This is a genomic window from Rufibacter aurantiacus (genome assembly GCF_017916345.1).
In the GTDB taxonomy this organism is placed as follows: domain Bacteria; phylum Bacteroidota; class Bacteroidia; order Cytophagales; family Hymenobacteraceae; genus Nibribacter; species Nibribacter roseolus.
This window is the reverse complement of the sequence record NZ_JAFMSV010000001.1, coordinates 116,624-135,809: the sequence shown is the minus strand read 5'-3', so window position 1 is coordinate 135,809 and position 19,186 is coordinate 116,624. Positions and strand designations below refer to the sequence as shown.

Annotated in this window: 12 protein-coding genes; 9 read left to right on the top strand and 3 right to left on the bottom strand. The window is 51.1% G+C overall.

Features of this window, described 5'->3' with window-relative positions; translation table 11 throughout:
- The first annotated feature begins 5 nt into the window (after positions 1-5).
- The 8 genes from ilvN (at position 6) to J3P34_RS00475 (ending at position 13,663) form a co-directional block, all read left to right on the top strand.
- A complete protein-coding gene (ilvN, locus tag J3P34_RS00510) occupies positions 6-614 on the top strand; it encodes an acetolactate synthase small subunit (RefSeq protein ID WP_210465756.1) in 609 nt (202 codons plus the stop codon).
- Between the two features lie 249 nt (positions 615-863).
- Entirely contained in the window at positions 864-1,907 is a 1,044-nt protein-coding gene (ilvC, locus tag J3P34_RS00505) for a ketol-acid reductoisomerase (RefSeq protein WP_210485921.1), read from the top strand.
- A gap of 82 nt (positions 1,908-1,989) precedes the next feature.
- Positions 1,990-3,258, top strand: a complete 1,269-nt coding sequence (gene ilvA / locus J3P34_RS00500; RefSeq protein WP_210485919.1) for a threonine ammonia-lyase IlvA — start codon at positions 1,990-1,992, stop codon at positions 3,256-3,258.
- Positions 3,259-4,344: 1,086 nt separating this feature from the next.
- Positions 4,345-7,620 (top strand): SusC/RagA family TonB-linked outer membrane protein, encoded by a 3,276-nt coding sequence (locus J3P34_RS00495; protein WP_246853487.1) that lies wholly within the window; start codon positions 4,345-4,347, stop codon positions 7,618-7,620.
- Between the two features lie 92 nt (positions 7,621-7,712).
- Positions 7,713-9,152, top strand: a complete 1,440-nt coding sequence (locus tag J3P34_RS00490) for a SusD/RagB family nutrient-binding outer membrane lipoprotein (RefSeq protein ID WP_210485916.1) — start codon at positions 7,713-7,715, stop codon at positions 9,150-9,152.
- A gap of 111 nt (positions 9,153-9,263) precedes the next feature.
- On the top strand, positions 9,264-10,307 hold the full coding sequence (locus tag J3P34_RS00485; RefSeq protein ID WP_246853486.1) for a glycerophosphodiester phosphodiesterase: 1,044 nt from the start codon (positions 9,264-9,266) through the stop codon (positions 10,305-10,307).
- Positions 10,308-10,488: 181 nt separating this feature from the next.
- Positions 10,489-11,985, top strand: a complete 1,497-nt coding sequence (locus J3P34_RS00480) for a calcineurin-like phosphoesterase C-terminal domain-containing protein (RefSeq protein WP_246853485.1) — start codon at positions 10,489-10,491, stop codon at positions 11,983-11,985.
- A 172-nt stretch (positions 11,986-12,157) separates the two neighbouring features.
- Positions 12,158-13,663, top strand: coding sequence for an ATP-binding cassette domain-containing protein (locus tag J3P34_RS00475; RefSeq protein ID WP_210485914.1), 1,506 nt, complete (start codon positions 12,158-12,160; stop codon positions 13,661-13,663).
- Between the two features lie 173 nt (positions 13,664-13,836).
- Here the strand turns inward: J3P34_RS00475 and J3P34_RS00470 are convergent, their stop codons facing one another.
- Positions 13,837-14,478 (bottom strand): hypothetical protein, encoded by a 642-nt coding sequence (locus J3P34_RS00470; RefSeq protein WP_210485912.1) that lies wholly within the window; start codon positions 14,476-14,478, stop codon positions 13,837-13,839.
- Between the two features lie 246 nt (positions 14,479-14,724).
- On the opposite strand from J3P34_RS00470, the gene J3P34_RS00465 reads away from it, so the two are divergent.
- The gene (locus J3P34_RS00465) at positions 14,725-17,652 is read left to right on the top strand and encodes a PKD domain-containing protein (RefSeq protein WP_210485910.1); all 2,928 of its coding nucleotides are present in this window, start codon (positions 14,725-14,727) and stop codon (positions 17,650-17,652) included.
- Between the two features lie 27 nt (positions 17,653-17,679).
- On the opposite strand, the gene J3P34_RS00460 is transcribed toward J3P34_RS00465, so the two are convergent.
- Together J3P34_RS00460 and J3P34_RS00455 are read right to left on the bottom strand one after the other, a co-directional pair.
- The gene (locus tag J3P34_RS00460; protein ID WP_210485908.1) at positions 17,680-18,552 is read right to left on the bottom strand and encodes a prephenate dehydrogenase; all 873 of its coding nucleotides are present in this window, start codon (positions 18,550-18,552) and stop codon (positions 17,680-17,682) included.
- A 173-nt stretch (positions 18,553-18,725) separates the two neighbouring features.
- Entirely contained in the window at positions 18,726-19,013 is a 288-nt protein-coding gene (locus tag J3P34_RS00455) for a GNAT family N-acetyltransferase (protein WP_210465747.1), read from the bottom strand.
- Between the last annotated feature and the right edge of the window lie 173 nt (positions 19,014-19,186).

Below are 19,186 nucleotides of genomic sequence, written 5' to 3'. Positions count from 1 at the left end.
AGAAAATGAGTGAGCAAGCGCCCATAGAAAAACAGGAATACAACATTACGGTGTACACCGAGAACCATGTGGGGTTGCTGAACCGCATCGCCATGATTTTCACGCGCCGCAAGATCAACATCGATAGCCTGAACGTGTCGCCTTCTGAGATCGAAGGCATTCACCGCTTCAACATCGTGATCAACGAGACAGAGGAGGTGGTAAGCAAAATCGCCCGGCAGATTGAGAAGCAGGTGGAGGTTCTGAAGGTGTATTACAACACGAACGAAGACGTGATCTGGCAGGAGATGGCCCTCTACAAAGTGCCTACCGACATCATCGCCGAGAAAGCCAAAGTGGAACGCCTCTTGCGTGAAAACGGGGCCCGCGCCGTGGTGATCCGGAAGGACTACACCGTCTTTGAAACCACCGGCCACCGCGAAGAGACCGACAACCTGATTAAGGTTCTGCAGCCCTTCGGGTTGATAGAGTTTGTGCGCAGCGCCCGCATCGCCATCATCAAAGGCAGTGACGGCTTCAACCGCAAACTCCGAGAATTTGAACGCGCCGAGCCAGGCCAGGACGCCATTGAAAACGAATTCCTGAACAGCCGGGACAAGGTGTTCACCATGTGAACTAAAGCTGGCCTAAGCAGTTATCGGCCCAAACGCTCGCAGGACCTCCGGATGCTGCAAGGCCTTTGAACAACCGGTATAGTGTTAGCCAACAGAAACTCCCCTCCTGATTTAGGAGGGGTGCCCGAAGGGCGGGGTGGTGAAAAGTTCACGCCAGAGAATACAGATTGTTTTAGCCCTCTTTTCATGAAAACAGGCCTAAAACACCAAACGAGTAAATAAAACCATAACCCATATTAACCAAACAAAATGGCAAAGATCAATTTCGGCGGTGTAGAAGAAACCGTTGTGACCCGCGATGAATATCCGTTGGCAAAGGCCCAGGAAACCCTGAAAGACGAAGTGATAGCCGTGATTGGCTACGGCGTGCAAGGACCCGGTCAGGCATTGAACATGCGTGACAACGGCTTCAACGTGATTGTGGGCCAGCGTCAGGATTCTGCTTCCTGGGAGAAGGCGAAGCAAGACGGTTGGGTAGAAGGCCAGACCCTGTTCCCTATTGAAGAAGCCGTAGAGCGTGGTACCATCATCTGTAACCTGTTGTCAGACGCCGGTCAGATTGCCGTGTGGCCTACCATCAAGGAAAGACTGAAGCCCGGCAAGACTCTGTATTTCTCGCACGGTTTCGGGATTACCTTCAAGGAGCAGACCAACATCATTCCACCCGCCGATGTAGATGTGATCTTAGTGGCCCCTAAAGGCAGTGGCACCAGCTTGCGCCGTCTGTTCTTAGAGGGTGGTGGATTGAACTCCTCTTTTGCCGTGTTCCAGGATGCCACAGGCAAAGCCTACGAGAAAGCCATTGCCATGGGCATTGGCGTGGGCTCCGGGTACCTGTTCGAGACCGATTTCAAAAAAGAGGTGTACTCAGACCTAACCGGTGAGCGGGGTGTGCTGATGGGCGCTTTGGCCGGTATCATCGAAGCCCAGTACCAGGTGTTGCGTCAGCGCGGTCACTCTCCGTCTGAGGCCTTCAACGAAACCGTGGAAGAACTGACCCAAAGCCTGGTGCCTCTGGTAGGCGAGAACGGCATGGACTGGATGTTCAGCAACTGCTCCGTAACGGCTCAGCGTGGTGCCCTAGACTGGAAAGGCAAATTCCGCGAGGCGACCCTTCCGGTATTAAATGAATTGTATGACAGTGTAGCATCGGGGAAAGAAGCCGAGCGCACCATCCAGCGCGGTTCTACCCCAGGCTACCGTCAGGAACTGGAAGCCGAATTGAAAGAAGTGCGCGAATCAGAATTGTGGCAAACCGGCGCGGTGGTAAGAAAACTCCGCTCGGGCCGGTAAGCCATCAAAACGAAAGAGGTGTTTCCAGGCTGTTGTCTGAAAATCGGGCCTGAAACACCTCTCCTTTAAACAGAGAATAAAGATGCAGAAAGAAGCTTCCTTAGATACCGTGGTCGCGTTGGGAAATGTTGAGAGGGCGGCTAAAAACCTGAAAGGCGTCATCTACAAGACGCCTTTGATGAAGAATCTGTGGCTCTCCCAAACCTACGAGGCTGAGATTTACCTCAAGCGCGAGGATTTGCAGGTGGTGCGTTCCTATAAAATCAGGGGGGCGTACAACAAGATTTCCTCATTGTCCTCTGAGGAAAGAGAGCGGGAGATTGTCTGCTCCAGCGCCGGGAACCACGCGCAGGGCGTTGCCTATGCCTGCCAGTTGCTGGGCATCAAAGGCTACATCTTCATGCCCGCCGCCACGCCCGCCCAGAAGGTGAACAAAGTGCGCCTCTTCGGGAAGGACATGGTGGAAGTGGTGCTCACCGGTGCCACCTACGATGATACTTTCCAGGCCGCCAAAGAATTCTGCGACGGCCGCGGCAGTACCTTCATTCCGCCGTTCGATGACCTGTCCATCATTGAAGGCCAGGCCACCGTGGGGCTGGAGATCTTCAAGGACGCTGATTTCTCTATTGATTATCTGTTGATGCCCATAGGGGGCGGCGGACTGGCCTCTGGTCTTTCCAGCGTATTCAAGCAGGTGAGTCCGCAAACCAGGCTCATTGGCGTGCAACCGTTGGGGGCGCCGTCTATGTACAACTCCATCCGGGAGAAAAAGCGCCAGTCGCTGGAAACCATTGACTCCTTCGTGGACGGTGCCGCGGTGAAATGCCCCGGCGAGATCACCTTCGAGATTTGCCGCGAGTTGCTGGACGATGTGATCCTGGTGCCCGAGGGTCAGATTTGCGAAGACATCCTGAAGATGTACAACGAGGAAGGCGTAGTCCTGGAACCGGCCGGTACGTTGACCATCTCGGCTTTGAAAACCCTGGCCGAGGAGATCAAAGGGAAAAACGTGGTCTGCGTCATCAGCGGCAGCAACAATGACATCACCCGCATGGAGGACATCAAAGAGCGCGCCATGCAGCACCAGGGCCTGAAACACTATTTCATGGTGACCTTCAACCAAAAGCCCGGCGCACTGCGCACCTTCGTGAACCGCGTGCTAGACCCCGAGGATGACATCATCCATTTCCAGTACATTAAGAAAAATAACAAGGAAAAAGGTCCGGTGTTTATTGGCGTAGAAGTGAAACGCCCCCATGATGTGGAGAACATCAAACTCCGGATGTTGGAAGAAGGCTTCGCCTACGAGTACCTCAACGGCCGCCAGGACTTCCTGAATCTATTTGTGTAAGGCCATTTTAGCTTGTTTATAGTTCGTTTATTTAGTTTGTGTGTTGTTGAAAGCCCCGCACCTGAAAAGGTGTCGGGGCTTTCTGCTTTTGGGTTAGTTTGTTTCAAGGGTGTTTTTATGAAAAGGAACCAGAATCAGGAATTAAGATTGGGACCAAACAAAGTCCACAGTTGTAGTTTTCTGCTGCCGAATTTCAATTGTCAATACCCTTCCAAGCGCATACGCATTTCGTCCCCCTTTGAAGGGGGTAGGGGGATGATGGGGCATGCTGATCAAGTATCTATGAGAATCATCTTTTTTCTTAGTTAGGAAAGTTACTTCCGCGCCATATTGGTTTAAAAATATAGCTGGTTCAAGTTTTCAACTTGGACCTAAAATGAGCGGAAGTTTGCAACTTCCGTGAGGCGGCAACCTCAAATGTGTTAGAATGTCAATGGGCTTCACCGCAGTTAAGCTTCAATGTAGAACTTCAAGGCCTTTTGCCTTCAATGGCAAGGCTTATTTCTACTAAAAAGACATCTCACTTTTTTGCTTTTCAGCACAAGATGTTTGAGGCTGCCGCCTCACGGAAGTTGCAAACTTCCGCCCATTTTAGGTCCAAGTTGAAAACTTGAACCAGGTTCTTCTGAGAATGAATTCCTCTCACTTTCACATCGGGTACAATCAGATAATGTGCTCTTTTCAAAGCTTGGTAGATCTGTAGCTAAAACCATATTCATCCCAAAGCTGCCCAGCATTTCCTGCCTGTTTTCCAGAAAGTGGCTTGAAAACGGGAGGTTACTTCCTGCCATATCCCCTCAAAACATTGCGGTAATAAAAGCTTTACAAAAGCATAACTGGTTAGGTGTATCCTCTCACAACCCAGTCCACTACTTTTGAAGTGTCAAAACCAAGGCGTCTTGCTTATAGGAAATGTAACATTTTCTATCAGTCTTCAGCGTGCCGGTGCATCAACATCGTCCATCTCCAACTTTTCATTAACAGATAAACCCAATCATGAGAAAACGTTTACGTCCTTCTTCCAAGAGGATAAACTTATTTCCCTACAAGACGATTTTGGGGGTTTCATTTCTAGCTCTGCCAACTTTGGCAGGAGCGCAGGGACAACCAACCAACACGGTGGTGCATGCCACCGAACAACGTTCCCCATCCAGCCTGATGCAAGTGACGTCTGATCCTGCCAGAATGGTGTTGGGGCAAGCAGGTAAAATCCAACTTCAACCAAAGGCGGGAGTGGCTGCTCCTGCCCAACAAACCGAGAGAATCAGGGTCTCAGGGACGGTTTCTTCTGCCGAGTTAGGCACAATGCCGGGCGTGGTGATCACGTCAAACGGGACAGCCGTTGGTGCCACCGGAAGCGAGGGAGATTTCTCCATAGAGGTGCCCAAAGGTGCGGAGTTGGTATTCTCTTTTGTGGGCTATACCTCGCTCAAAAGAACCTTCACGCAGAACGAGGCAAATGTTACGGTAAACCTGGTGCAGGACAGTCAGCAGTTATCTGAGGTGGTAGTGACGGCCTTGGGTATCAAGCGCGAGCAGAAAGCGTTGGGGTATGCCACCCAAACCGTCTCTAGCGAAGCCTTAACCGATGCCATGCCCAATAACTTCGCACAGGCTCTGTCTGGGAAAGTGGCCGGTTTAAATTTGATTTCTCCGGGCTCGGGTCCCGTAAACTCCACCCGCATCAGCTTACGAGGCGATAACTCCCTGAACCCGGGCGGAAACAATGCCCTGATCGTGTTAGACGGGGTACCCATGAGCAGCGACATGACCAGTTCTGGAGTGGACAATGCCTACGGCGCCGGTTCTGGCAATGATATCCCGGTGGACTTCGGTAACGGAATCGCGGATATTAACCCGAATGACATTGAAAGCATTACAGTACTAAAAGGCCCTAGCGCCGCCGCCCTTTACGGAAGCCGGGCTGCTAACGGTGCCTTGATCATCACCACCAAATCTGGGTCTCGTAAAGACAAGGGCATTGGGGTTACGGTGAATACCAACATCAGCTTCAACGATGTCCTGAAATGGCCTGATTACCAATATGAATATGGGCAGGGAACCGGTAAATCTTTCAACGCCGCCGGTGAGCCTTATTATTCCTATGGCGCCTCAGCCGACGGAGCCAACACCGGGGGAACCAGCAGCGCTTTCGGACCTAAGTTCAATGGTCAGTCTTATTACCAGTATGACCCAACCCGGGAGGGACAGTCGGCGGAAAGACAGCTTTGGAGACCATACAAAGATAACATCAAAGGCTTCTTCAGAACCGGGTACACCCTCACCAACAACGTGGCCTTAGAGGGTGGGGGAGAGAATGGCTCGGTGAGGGCTTCCCTGACGCACTCTAAAAACGAGTGGATCATGCCTAACACCGGCTTTGAGCGTTTAACAGCAGCTTTGAGCATCAACCAAAACATCTCTAAAAGGCTAAAGCTTTCGTCTAAAGTTAACTTTACCAACAAGAAGAGCGACAACCTGCCGGGCACGGGCTACAGTAACCAGTCTATTGCCTACTTCATGATTTTCCAGAACCCTAACGTGGATCTGGCCTGGTATGAGCCAAGATGGAAAGCCGGGCAGGAGCAAGTGCAGCAAATTCACCCATTCAGTTCTTTCATTGACAACCCGTATGTGATTGCCTATGAGATGACCAACTCCCTGAACAACTATTCGGTGGTGGGGAACCTGGCGGCAACCTATGAGTTCTCACCCAAGCTAGACATCATGGTCCGCTCAGGGATTGATTTAACTGCCGAGGACCGGGCCATGCGCCGGCCTTTCAACACGGCCAACTTCCCTTATGGCTACTTCAAAGAGCAGAACATTTTTGATTACGAGATCAACACAGACGCCTTACTGACCTACAAAGAGCAGTTAGGAAGCAAGATTGACGTGAGAACCTCAGTGGGGGGTAACCTGAGAAACCAGCGGTACCGCGCCACGGATGGCGTGGTGGATGGATTGGTGATTATGGGGGTATACAAACTGTCCAACGGAATAGGCAACGCCATGATGACCACCCGTCACAGAAACCGCGAAGTGAACAGCTTGTACGCCTTGGCCGCTTTCTCTTATGAAGACAAGATTTTTGTGGACCTGACCGCCCGTAATGACTGGTCCAGCACGCTGCCGGTTCAGAACAGCTCCTTCTTCTATCCATCCATCAGTACCAGCTTTATCTTAACCGATCTGTTCAGGCTGCCAACCGACATCTCTTTTGCCAAACTGAGGTTATCTGCCGCCCAAGTAGGAAGTGACACGGATCCGTACAGAACCAGAAAATACTACGGCCAAAGCGATTTCGCCGGCTCGGGCTCCGTGCCTACCACACTACACAACATCAACTTCAAACCCGAGATCACTACCAGTTATGAAGCCGGCATGGAGTTCATGCTCTTCAATGGCCGTATTGGCTTAGATGCCACGATGTACCGAAACTTCACCAAGAACCAGATTTTGGAGATTCCGGTTGATCCTACCACCGGTTATACCAGAGCGGTGTTGAATGCGGGTAAAGTACGGAACCAAGGCTTGGAACTAGTCCTAAATGCCAAACCCATTGACCTGGCCAACTTCAAGTGGAGGTCAACGGTCACATGGTCTAAAAACGATAATAAGGTGCTGAGACTCGCAGATGGCATTGAAGACCAGCAGGTGTTGGGGGTTGGAGGTAACGCCTCCATCATTGCCAAAGTAGGCGGTACCACCGGCGATATCTACGGTTTCGGATTTGTGCGGAGTCCCGATGGCCAGATTGTGTATGATAACAGCGGTTTGCCCGCCTACCCAGATGAAGTACAGTACATCGGGAACGCCTACGCCGACTGGAAAGGCGGTTTCCTGAACGAGGTCTCTTATAAGAATTTCCGGTTCAGCTTCCTGCTGGATGCTTCTTACGGCGGCATCATCTACTCCCAGACCCACCACAAAATGTCTGAGCAAGGCAAGTTGAAACACACCTTGATGGGCCGCGAAGAAGGTTATATCATTGGCGATGGCGTGGTGCTGAACGGTGACGGTACCTACACCCAGAACACCAAAAAAGTTAACCCCGCCGACTACTACACCCGATACTACCGCCGCGCCAACGTGGAGTCCAACTCCTTTGACGCCTCTTACCTGAAGCTGCGGGAAGTTCGCCTGGAATACAATCTGCCTAAGTCAATTCTGGCTAGAACCAAGTTCTTCAATGGTGCCAGCATTGCCCTTTACGGCCGTGACCTGGCGATGCTCACCGACTTCCCAATTTTTGACCCCGAAACGGCGGCCCTGAACGGAAGCAACATCATGCCAGGTATTGAGATGGGCCAGATGCCTTCTACCAGAACCATGGGCATGAACGTGACCCTTAAATTCTAAGCCAATCACAGTTTAGTTTTTCAACTCAACCTTTCAGAGCTGCCGGTGGTCTAACCCAGTCTGCCGGCGGTTCTTACAAAGAACTAAGAACCATGTTATCCATAAAGAAGACCTTTGTATTCCTCCTTGCTCTTGGTGCCCTCAACACCGCCTGTACCGATGATTTTGAAGAGGTAAACACCGACCCTAACCGCATTGAGCAAATCAGCCCGGGTACCTTGCTAAACCCCATCCTGTATGAGATGAGCAGCTTCAACGCCAACCGGGCAGATGACTTCACCTTTGACCTCATGCAAGTGGCGCTTCCGTTCCCCAGTGCTTCGGGCGGCATCCACCGCTATGATGTCACCGAGAACTCCGGTAGCTCTACCTGGAACACCTACTACCGCTGGTTAACCAACATCAAGGAAATGCAGGCCGCGGCCGTGAAAGCCAATGACCCCAACTATGAGGCAGTGTCGCTTATTTTGAATGCCTGGGTTTATTCCCTGCTCACCGACAGTTTTGGCGATGTTCCCATGGTGGATGCTTCGCGCGGCGATGAGGGGATTCTGTATCCGGCCTTTGATACGCAGCAATCGATATACACTAAGATCCTGGCCGATCTGGAAGCCGCCAACAGCAAGTTTGATCCGACCAAAACCATGATCTACGGTGATGATATTCTGTATCACAACAACGTGGCCAAGTGGAAGAAATTCTGCAACTCACTGCGCTTACGGTTACTACTCAGAGTCTCTAAAAGAACGGAAACGAATGCGGTGGCTAAGATGACGGAGATCCTCAACAACCCAACACAGTTTCCGGTATTCACCTCAAACACAGATGCGGCCATTCTGCAGATCTCAGGGGTTCCGCCGTTGATTTCCCCTTGGGGCCGGGCGGTAGACTTCAGAACCGGTCGGGCGGCTTCTTCTTTCTTCATTGATCACCTGAATGCTCTGAATGACCCCCGCCGGGCTAGATTCTTCACCCAAGCCACCTCGAAAGATGGTAGAACGCAGGTTGGGTACAAGGGGATTCCCAGCGGCTATGAAGGAAGTGACACCCAATTTGACTATGCTCCCTCCACCTTCAACGTCGCCCTGGTGACCGCTCCCATGATCACCGTGATCATGCCCTACGCCGAGGTGGAGTTCATCAAAGCGGAACTGGCCCAGAAAGGCATTGTGACCGGTGACGCCAAAGCTGCATATGAGAAAGGCGTGAAGGCCGCCATTGAACAGTGGGGAACCGTGATGCCCGCAGAGTATTTCACCAATCCGGCCGCCGCGTACAACGGAACCTTAGAGCAAATCATGCTGCAAAAGTACCTGGCCTTGTTCTTTGTGGATTATCAACAGTGGTTTGAATACCGTCGCACGGGTTTCCCGGTTCTTCCCACCACCAATGTCATGATGAACAACAAAGTAGTTCCGGTTCGCTTCAGATACCCCACTACGGTGCAAACCAACAACGCCGAGAACTACAGAAAAGCCGTAGAAATGATGGGCGGCGATGACATCAATACCAAGGTTTGGTGGGAAAAATAAGCCTGTTATAACCTTTGGTGGCTATCTAAGCTTACCGTGCCTCTAACAACCTGGGCATGGTAAGCTTAGATTCTTTCCTTGTATTTGAGATCCCTTTTAACCAATCAAACTATGAGAATCGTAACACCCTGGAAGCTGCTTTTCTGTTTCTTATTAGGGGTACACGCCAACGCCATGGCTCAATCACAATTGACGCTTTCTAAATTTACCTTTAAGCCCGGCTCAATGCAAGTGGGCCAGGTGGTAGTTCTTTCCCCTGCTATGAGTAAAGCAAAGGTGAAGCTGGTAGGTCCCTCCGCTACTACCTTCATCTTAGGCAAAGACAATACCTTAAAAGCCAAGAAGGCCATCTCTGAACCATGGGTAGACGTGGTCTTGGCAGTAGGGCAGGGGCAGAACACAGTTCAGGATACCTTCCGGATTGTCAGGGACGAGTTCATCACCAACCGGGTGGTAGCTCACCGCGGCGCCTGGAAGAACACCGGAGCTACGGAAAACTCCATTGCCGCTTTGCAACACGCCATCAAACTAGGCTGCGCCGGCAGCGAGTTTGACGTGCACATGTCTTCAGACTCGGTGCTGTTCATCCACCATGACCACGATGTGAGCGGCATCCACATTGAGAAAACCCCGGCTGCCGAGTTGGCTAAACTGAAGCTGCCTAACGGTGAACTGCTTCCCACTTTGGAGGCGTACCTGCAGGCTGGAATGAGCCAGAACAAAACCAAGCTGATCCTGGAGATCAAACCTTCTAGCATTAGTAAAGAGCGGGGGCAGGCCTTGGCGCGGAAAGTGGTAGAAATGGTGCAAAAGCACAAAGCCCAAGGGTGGGTAGACTACATCAGCTTTGACTACGACATCTGCAAGAAAGTAAAGGAGCTGGAGCCCTCGGCGAAGGTGGCTTACCTCAACGGCGAGAAGGCCCCGGGTGAATTGGCCAAAGACAAGATGTACGGTTTCGACTACCACCACAGCGTGGTGAAGAAGAATCCGCAGTGGGTAGAGGAGGCCCACGCCCTGAACCTCACCGTCAACGTCTGGACCGTGAATGCCCCTGACATGATGGACTGGCTCCTGCAGCGCAAGGTAGATTTCATCACCACCAACGAGCCCGAGTTGCTGCTGGAGAAAGTAAAGAAACTAACCGCGAACTAACTTGATCCTACTCGCTTTCGTGACACATTCCGGCTGGCTGCGAAAAACGGCCAACTGACATTTATTGCCGTTTTAGGGCTGTTTTTGCAAAAGGAGGCTCTAAACGGAAATCCGCTTATCTGAATATTTACCGGCCTGCCAAGGTCAATTCCCCTAATCAACAACAACCAAATTCTCTCACATGTTTAGAAGAAAATTCCTCCAAAGCTTAGGCACTTTGGGGCTCGGGTTAACCCTGCCCATGGGTGCGGTTCAGGCGCAAGCTGTCAAGAAAGCCACCGACCAGAAAGTTGACTTGTCAGCGGTGGGCATCAAAGGCAAAGTGCAGGCTGGAGGCAAAGGAATTCCCGGGGTGGTGGTCACCGATGGCATCAACCTGGTTACAACGGATAAATCCGGCAAATACAGCCTGGAAAGCAACGCCACCGCTCAGTTTGTGTACATCTCGGTGCCGCGCGGCTATGAGATTCCGCAGGAAAAAGGCGTGGCAAAATTCTACCAGCCTATCCCGGCCGGTAAGTCCAGCTTTACTGCCGATTTTGAGTTGCAGAAACTAACCCAGGACGATACGAATCACAACTTCGTGGTATGGGCCGATCCGCAGATGATCAACAAGAAAGACGCTGAGGAACTGGTGAACGTATCGGCACCGGATCTGAAGAAGCTGGTGGACGGCTACGGCAAGAACACGCTGTTCCATGGCATAGGTTGCGGGGATCTGGTGTGGGACAAGTTTGAGCTGTTTGAGGATTACCAGAAAGCCATCGGGATCTCGGGCATTCCGTTTTTCCAGGTCATCGGGAACCACGATATGGACCTCACCGCCCGCACCGACGAAGGCTCCGGTGATACGTTCAAGAAGCTGTTCGGACCGACGTATTATTCCTTCAACCGTGGCGAGGTGCACTACGTGGTGCTGGACGATGTCTTCTTCATCGGCACGGCCAAACGCTACATCGGGTACCTCACGGAGCGGCAATTGCAGTGGCTGGAGCAGGATTTAAGTTATGTGAAGCCGGGCAGCATGGTGGTGGTATCGGTGCACATTCCGGTGAACAGCGGGGAGAAAAGACGCATGAAACTCAAAGACGAAACATTGGGCGGCGTGGTGTCTAACCGCAAGGAACTGTACCGCCTGCTGAAGCCCTACAAAGCGCACATCATGTCTGGCCACACGCACATCTGCGAAAAGGTGATAGAGAACGACATCATTGAACACACGCACGGAGCTGTGTGCGGCGCCTGGTGGACGGGCCCCATCTGCACCGACGGTTCGCCCAGCGGCTACGGGGTATATGAGGTGAACGGCTCCGAGATGAAATGGTACTACAAATCAGTAGGCCACGAGCGCGATCACCAGTTCAGGATCTACCCAAAAGGAGCCGTGAAAGACCGCCCCGAGGAAGTGGTGGTGAACGTCTGGAACTGGGACCCGGAGTGGAAAGTGACCTGGTTTGAAGATGGCGTACGCAAAGGCGAGATGAAACAGGAGATGGGCCTGGACCCGCTCTCAGTAGAGCTGCACGCCGGGCCAAATCTGCCGGCCAAGCACAAGTTCGTTGACCCCACCATGACCGACCATCTGTTCTGGGCCAAACCCTCGGCGGGCGCCAAGCAAATCAAGGTTGAAGTCTCGGATAGGTTTGGGAAGGTGTACACCCAATCGCAGGCGGTTTAAGCAGAAGTTGGGTTGCGGTATCGGGCTGAAGCGTGTTCATTGGGCACAGTTTCAGCCCGATGCTGTTTTTGGCCTGTTTTTAAGATTTCGGGGGTAAAATAAGAAGACCAGAAAAGGCTAGGTTAGGCGGGGCAAACCCCTTATTTTAGAGAAATTACCATTGCTTGCATTCATGTCATCACCTTTTCTTTCCCTCCGTAACGTGACGGTCCGTCACCTGAACCATGTTATTTTCCGGGACCTTTCCTTTGAGGTGCAGAAAGGCCAGCATTGGGCCGTTGTGGGGGAGAGCGGCTCCGGGAAAACCAGTTTGCTGCAGGCCATCGCCGGAAAACTGAGCGTGGTGGGCGGAAAGGTGACCCATGAGTTCTACCAGGAGTATGTGCAGGAACATGCCGTTTCTGACCCACTTTTCACATTCAAGGACTTAATTGGGGAGGTGGGACAACGGCATTCCTTCCGTAATTTCTCCACCAACAGCAGTAACTTCTACTACCAGCAGCGCTACCACGCCACCGATGTGGAGGACGCGCCCATCGTGGAAGATTACCTGAGTTCTACCCGCCCGCTGGAAGAATCTGATGCCCACTGGACGTATTCGCAAGTGGTGGAGACCTTCGCTTTGCAGGAGTTACTCCCGAAGGAGCTGATCAAACTATCCAACGGCGAGACCAAGCGCTTGCTCATGGCGGCGGCTCTGCTTAGAAATCCCAAGCTGTTGCTCCTGGACATGCCGCTCACCGGGCTGGACGTGGCTTCCCGCGCGAACTTCAACAATCTGCTCTCCCAGATCATCGCCTCCGGCGTGACGGTGGTAATGGCAACCTCAGCAGAGGAAATTCCGCAGGATATCACGCACGTGGCGGTACTGCATCAGGGGAAACTGGCGTCGGCCCAGCGCAGGGAAAGCTTTGACCTGAACGGCTTCCAGCCAGAATCCCACGGGAACATTGACCTAAACCTGCTGGCAGAGTTGCTCACCTCCGAAACGCCCTCTGAGTTTAATACCATTGTGGAGTTGAAGGAGGTATCAGTGGAGTACGGCGGAAAAGCGGTGCTCCAACAGGTGAACTGGAGAATACAGCAAGGCGAACGCTGGGCGCTGCTGGGACCCAACGGTGCTGGAAAAACCACCCTGCTCAGTCTCCTGAACGGCGATAATCCGCAGGCCTTTTCCAAAGACATCACGCTCTTTGACCGTAAGCGCGGTACCGGCGAAACCATCTGGGATATTAAAAAGAAAATAGGCTTTGTGTCGCCGGAGTTGTTTCAATTTTTTCCGTACCAGCAGACCTGTCTGCAGGTGGTGGAATCTGGCTTGTACGATACCCTGGGCCTGTTCAAACAAAGCGTACCCGAGAATGCCGCTAAGGCCATGAAGTGGCTGGAATTACTGGGAAAAGGGCAGGAGGCGCAAAAGAACCTCCGGCTGGAACCGGCTAGCACGCAGCGGCTGTGCTTGTTGGCCCGGGCCCTCATCAAGAACCCGCCGCTGTTGATCCTGGACGAGCCCTGTCAGGGGATGGATGCCCAGCAGCAACAACGCTTCCAACAGGTCATTGAGGCCATCTGCGCCAGCAGCAACACCACGCTCATCTACGTGACGCATTACCAGCAGGAAATCCCAAGGTGCGTGACCAAGGTACTGAGACTAGAGCAGGGCAGGGTGACTTTTTAACGAGGTGAAATGATTATCTGCCCTTATTCTACCGTGGGCTTAAGCCTGGGCGCAGAATACCATCTTAGCCGAAAAGTGAAATACACCGGTTTCATCCTGAATATCATGTTTGGCAGGTTCCATCCTAAAAAGCCCCAGGATTCCGCGATGCCCCAGAATTGACCCGGGTTCTTTCAGGCCTGGTTTTCGGGCGTTTCCTCCAGGTGCACGTAATAGCGTGTGATTTTACCCCATTGTAGGGCCTGGAATCCTGCCCAGCCGCCGGCTGAGATTAGCGTGTTGAGAACGCCTCGGCCGCCGGCCTGGTCGCCCTGGTTGGGTTTCTCGTCCCGGCCGATCTCCATACCCATGATCTTGGTGCCCTCGCGCAGGACCCGAAACGTGCTGGTAGCTTCTTCGGAGAAGAAATGCTTTACTTCTTCCCCATCCATGGCATCTTTCTGGACCTCGGGTTTGGGGCAGGGGCGCACAATGAATTGGGCCGCGTCTTCTTCCTCCACCACTTCTATCACGGTTACCCAGTTCTCAATGGCCGTGGCAGGCAGGATGATCTGCATGTAATCACCCACCTGTACTTTGGTGGCTTTGGAGGGATGCCCCTGCTTATCATAGAGGTGGAAAGTGGAGTTGATGCCGGACAGGGAGGACCAGCGGTTCACATCAAACAGTTTCTGTTTGGTCCGCACAAACTCCTGCCGGGCGGTGGCCTCATCTGGATAGGTGTTCTCGTGGTAGAAGAATTTATCCTTGGCGTTCTCGCCCTGCAGTACTTCCCATTCTTTCTTAATCTTTTGCAGAAAATCGGTGAGGCCCATGCTTATTTCCTTTGGTGGTGTGGAAAATCCCTTCCTGCAGAGTACGGGCCTAGCCACATGGGGTTCACCTGCTTTCAGCACGTTTTTCCAGAATCAGGCCGGAAACACCTTTATCTTTTCTGAATTGGGGAAGACAACCTCTTTTCCTACTAAAGAAGAGTTGCAAGTAAGGATTCTATTTATGATACCTTTGCAGAGTGTGTTAAATCCCAAATGCTGCTATCAGCCAAGTGCCTAAGGTCTTTTATGAGAAAATACTTTACCCTTTTATTACTTCTTATATCCGCTTTCCCTTCTATTGCATCAAGTGACACCATTGCAGTCAACTCCACCTGGCAGGGCACGGTTAGAGTAGACAAATCAGTGGTTGTAAAGAAAGGGGTACTTCTTACCGTTCTTCCAGGTACACAAATTCTCTTTGGGGAGGACGTAGATATGCGCGTGTTGGGGGATATAGAAATAGCAGGAGAAAAAGAAAGGCCAGTACTACTATCTACCCAGACAAAAGGTTGGGGAGGAATTGAGCTTTTAGGTTCACCGGGAGAAGGCCATAAATCCAAAATTGAGTTTGCCATCATAGAGAAAGTTTTAGACCCAGAAACGTATTCCCCTGTCAGAGTAGACCAATATGACCAATTGATAATTAGCAACACTACCATAAGATATAACAGCGGAAGCCATTCTGGGGGACTCTATGTCATAAACTCCAGCACCAAAATTGATAAGTGTCTTATTTATAAAAATAGGGGAGAGGTTGGTGCGATTGTGATGGCGGCCGGTCTTACAGACCGGCCAGTAGTAGAAAACTGCACAGTAGCTTATAACATTGGTACTGGTTACTACAAGGCAATTGTTTCGGCGGGGTACAATGACCAATTTAATGTTGAGTATAGGAATGTAGTTTCTTCGTTCCCTTATGTTCCAAAAATAAGGAACTGCATCATTTGGGGAGAGCAGGATGTTGTGCAAGGAAGCGCAAGCGAAATGGTATTTGAAAATTGTATCATCAAAGGTGCCTCCTTATCTAAGCCGGAAGTGGCAATAAACAAAGATCCCCTTTTTGTAAACCCTGAAGAAGATGATTATAGGCTGGTTTGGGAAAATTACCCTAATAACTCCGGCCTAAAATCCCCGGCCATTGACGCATCGCACTTTAATACTCCAAATGATCCAGACGGGTCGCCAGCAGATCTTGGCGCCCTTCCCTTCAACCAATCTCAAGGCGTTTTCAAGCCCAAAGCAGACTTCTTGAGTAAAACTACCAGAGGTCAGACCCCGTTTCTTGTCCCATTCACTAACAACTCCTCTGCAGGCACCAATAAAGAACTTATTTACCACTGGGATTTTGGTGATGGGTTTACGTCTGCAGAAAAATCACCTCAGCATGAGTACAAAGAAAATGGCACTTACAGTGTGAGCTTAACAGTAAAGGATGGCAGTGGTTTGGAAGCTACCTTGCGCTTACCCAACTATATTAAGAGCGGGACAGCAGTAACAAACAAAAAGGTGGAAGGCACGTGGACCAAGACGGAAAGCCCTTACTTAGTCTACAATGACATAACCGTTGACAGTGCTAAAAGCCTCCAAATTAGACCTGGAGTAGAGATAGAGTTCCAGGGAGAGTACGACCTCACTGTTTATGGGAACCTCCAGGCCTTAGGCACTGCTGAGGAAAAGATCCTGTTCCACGCCAAGGATACCGCCCACTGGATTAAATACGAATACAGCAACCCCATCACGTACGAGGAGGGTTGGGGCGGAATTAATTTCCTGGATACCTTGCCCAAGGACACTGTGCGCCTCTTGAATTGTATCATCAAGAACGTAGGAGAGTTTGGCAGAAGGGGTACCTACTTCTCCTCAGGGAAGCCCAAGTATATCTATTTTCCTCCGCTGGGATCCATAGTAGCTTACCGGGCAGCTAATGTTGAAATAGACTCCTGCTCGTTCATCAGTAATTTCGTTTCTTCCCCAGACCCAAGCTATAATGATGGATCGGTTTATTTTTATGGAAGCCCCGGCGTTTCCGTAGGTGAAAGCAATGCCAAGGTTACCAATTGCCTGTTCACTGATAACGGTATAGGTTCTTATTCTCTACACCGGGGCCAAGCCCTTAATGTTTACCAGTCCAAAATAGAGATTGCGCGTAACATAATCTCTAACAATAAAAAAGGATGGAGAGCCAGTATACATTTGACGTCGTCAGACGCCTCGGTCCACCATAATACCATAGAAGGAAACAGCGGCATAGGTATATACATGACAGACAGTTATAAAGCTACTAAAGCTGTTCCCAGGTATACAATACACCATAACCGTATTGCCAAAAATACACAGGGAATCAATTTGTTCACTTCTGCTGCCTTCACGCATGTCTACAATAACTGGATATTAGAAAATAAAGGTGCCCTTAAAGGGGCAGGCATTTACAGTGAAGCTTCAAATGTGTATGCCGTTAGTAATGTCATTGCCTACAATGAGAATAATCAGGTATTTTCCAACGGCGGTGGAGGGTATTACGGAGAGGGTAAAGTTATCGCGAACAACACTATCTACAGAAACAAAGCTACAAACATGGGGGGCCATGGCCTGTATACTGGTACCTCAGGCCTGATTGCCAACAATATTATCTTTGGCAACGAAGGCTGGGGTTCTAATGGACAGGGAGATTATGTCTTCTACCAGTTTGACCCTTATCATGATCATCCAGACGCGGTTCTGAAAAACAACCTGATAGGTGTTGATCCTTCTTTTAGATTAAAAACCCCACTGGACTTTTCATTAAAGCCTGGTAGCGTTGCCATTGATAAAGGAATGATAGATACTACAGGATTATTTCTTCCAATTCTGGACCTAATGGGTTCCCCGAGAGTGGATGCAATCAAAGGTATTGTTGACATAGGGGCATTTGAGCATACCACTACCGTAACGAATGTAGAGGCCGACCTGAAAGCAGACCTGGTAAGGCTAAAGCCGAATCCTGCGAGTGACGCCATGACGTTAAGTTTAACCAGGCCAAGCAATGTCACTGTGTATTCAATAGAAGGTAAGCCTATTAAACAGCTGAAACTGAATGTAGGGGAGAACAGAATAGACCTTCAGCAATTAAGCCCGGGGGTTTACATCCTGTATTTTGAAGGGCTCAACATTAGGAGGAAGATAGTTAAATTGTAATTCCTAGAAAACAGCCCCTAAACGCCTTTACTTCACCGGCGATACCTGCGCGATGCCATCCAGCACCGGCCTGATCTGGTTCGCCTGCTGCATCATCTGGTAGAGTTGGTCTGTGTCGCCGTTGAGGAGGCACTGGTGGAACTGTTGCAGGTGCTTGATGTACTCGGCTAAAGCGTGGCTCAGGAAATGGGCGTTTTGCTCAAAGATGGGTGCCCACATATCCGGGGAGCTTTTGGCCAGACGCACCGTGGAGGCGAAACCCGAGCCTGCCAGCGTGAAGATATTGCGCTCGTCTTTCTCCACGTCCAGCACGGTCAAACCCAGCAGAAAAGAGCTCACGTGCGAGAGGTGAGAAACATAGGCCACATGCTTGTCGTGTTCCTCGGGTTGCATGTAAATGGTCTTCAAACCCAGGGTTGAAAACAGGTCCTCGGCGGTGGAAAGGGCATGGTCAGATGACAGTTCTTTTTCGCAGATGATGTTCATTTTGCCTTGGTACAAACCTTCCAGCGCCGCTGTGGGGCCCGAGTACTCGGTACCGGCAATGGGGTGGGCGGCCACGAACTGGGCACGGTTGGGGTGCTCGCGCACGGCATCGCAGAGGAGGCTTTTGGTGGAGCCCAGGTCAATGACCACCGTCTGCGGCGGCACCATATCCAAAAGGGAAGGCAGCAGTTTCTGGATTGCCGATACCGGGATGGCCACCAGGATAAGATCAGAGAGGGCAGCGGCTTCCGCCAGCGGAAGCACCTGGTCCACCAAACCCAAATCCACGGCCTGGTCAGCGTTCTGGGGGTTGTGATCCACCCCAACCAGGTGGGTGGCAAAACCCGCTTTTCTGATGTCTAACGCAGCAGAACCGCCTATAAGCCCGGTCCCAATGATGGAGATAGTTTTCATGTCTGAAAGCGTACGCAAGTAGAAACACGAAGGTACTACAAGTTTTGCTATCGGCTTCCATTTGACCGGGCGGGCAGACAGAAGAAATGGAGAGCATGGGCTCGTTTCAAGGCCGATCTGGGGAAAACAGCCTAAATCGGTTTGTCATAAAAGGTGCGTCTGCGGGCGCAGGCTTACACCTCGTGCATGAACTCCTTGTACTCTGGGTGCCGCTTCACGTAGGTTTCCACCACGGGGCAGGAGGCAATGAAGTGCAGGTGGTGGTCCCGTACGTAGTCCAGCGCCGTTTTAACCAGCTTATCTGCGAGGCCCTGGTTGCGGTGGCTTTCCGGCACAAAGGTGTAATCCAGGTCAAATTCTTTGTTCTCGGTGAAGGTATAGGTGAGTTCGGCTTCCTCGCCGTCCAGGTCTATGTAGAACCTAAGGTCATCTTCGTCATGAATGACTTCTGTCTTGCCCATCTTGTTTGTCTTTTTTTGAACGGATATACGAAAAAAGGTGCCAGAAGAAGCGCCTGCTTCCCCGGTTTGGCGAAATTCCGTATTTTATCCTCTTAGAAGCAGGGTTTGTTGGGTAACAGAACCGCCGGGGCGTTGGTAAAAGAAACGGATAATCACCTTAGATTTTGTAGCTT

Bases quoted from the DNA above. Each gene is read 5' to 3' on its own strand.
- ilvN (WP_210465756.1), top strand. From the start codon at position 6: ATGAGTGAGCAAGCGCCCATAGAAAAACAGGAATACAACATTACGGTG.
- ilvC (WP_210485921.1), top strand. From the start codon at position 864: ATGGCAAAGATCAATTTCGGCGGTGTAGAAGAAACCGTTGTGACCCGC.
- ilvA (WP_210485919.1), top strand. From the start codon at position 1,990: ATGCAGAAAGAAGCTTCCTTAGATACCGTGGTCGCGTTGGGAAATGTT.
- J3P34_RS00490 (WP_210485916.1), top strand. From the start codon at position 7,713: ATGTTATCCATAAAGAAGACCTTTGTATTCCTCCTTGCTCTTGGTGCC.
- J3P34_RS00485 (WP_246853486.1), top strand. From the start codon at position 9,264: ATGAGAATCGTAACACCCTGGAAGCTGCTTTTCTGTTTCTTATTAGGG.
- J3P34_RS00480 (WP_246853485.1), top strand. From the start codon at position 10,489: ATGTTTAGAAGAAAATTCCTCCAAAGCTTAGGCACTTTGGGGCTCGGG.
- J3P34_RS00475 (WP_210485914.1), top strand. From the start codon at position 12,158: ATGTCATCACCTTTTCTTTCCCTCCGTAACGTGACGGTCCGTCACCTG.
- J3P34_RS00470 (WP_210485912.1), bottom strand. From the start codon at position 14,478: ATGGGCCTCACCGATTTTCTGCAAAAGATTAAGAAAGAATGGGAAGTA.
- J3P34_RS00465 (WP_210485910.1), top strand. From the start codon at position 14,725: ATGAGAAAATACTTTACCCTTTTATTACTTCTTATATCCGCTTTCCCT.
- J3P34_RS00460 (WP_210485908.1), bottom strand. From the start codon at position 18,552: ATGAAAACTATCTCCATCATTGGGACCGGGCTTATAGGCGGTTCTGCT.
- J3P34_RS00455 (WP_210465747.1), bottom strand. From the start codon at position 19,013: ATGGGCAAGACAGAAGTCATTCATGACGAAGATGACCTTAGGTTCTAC.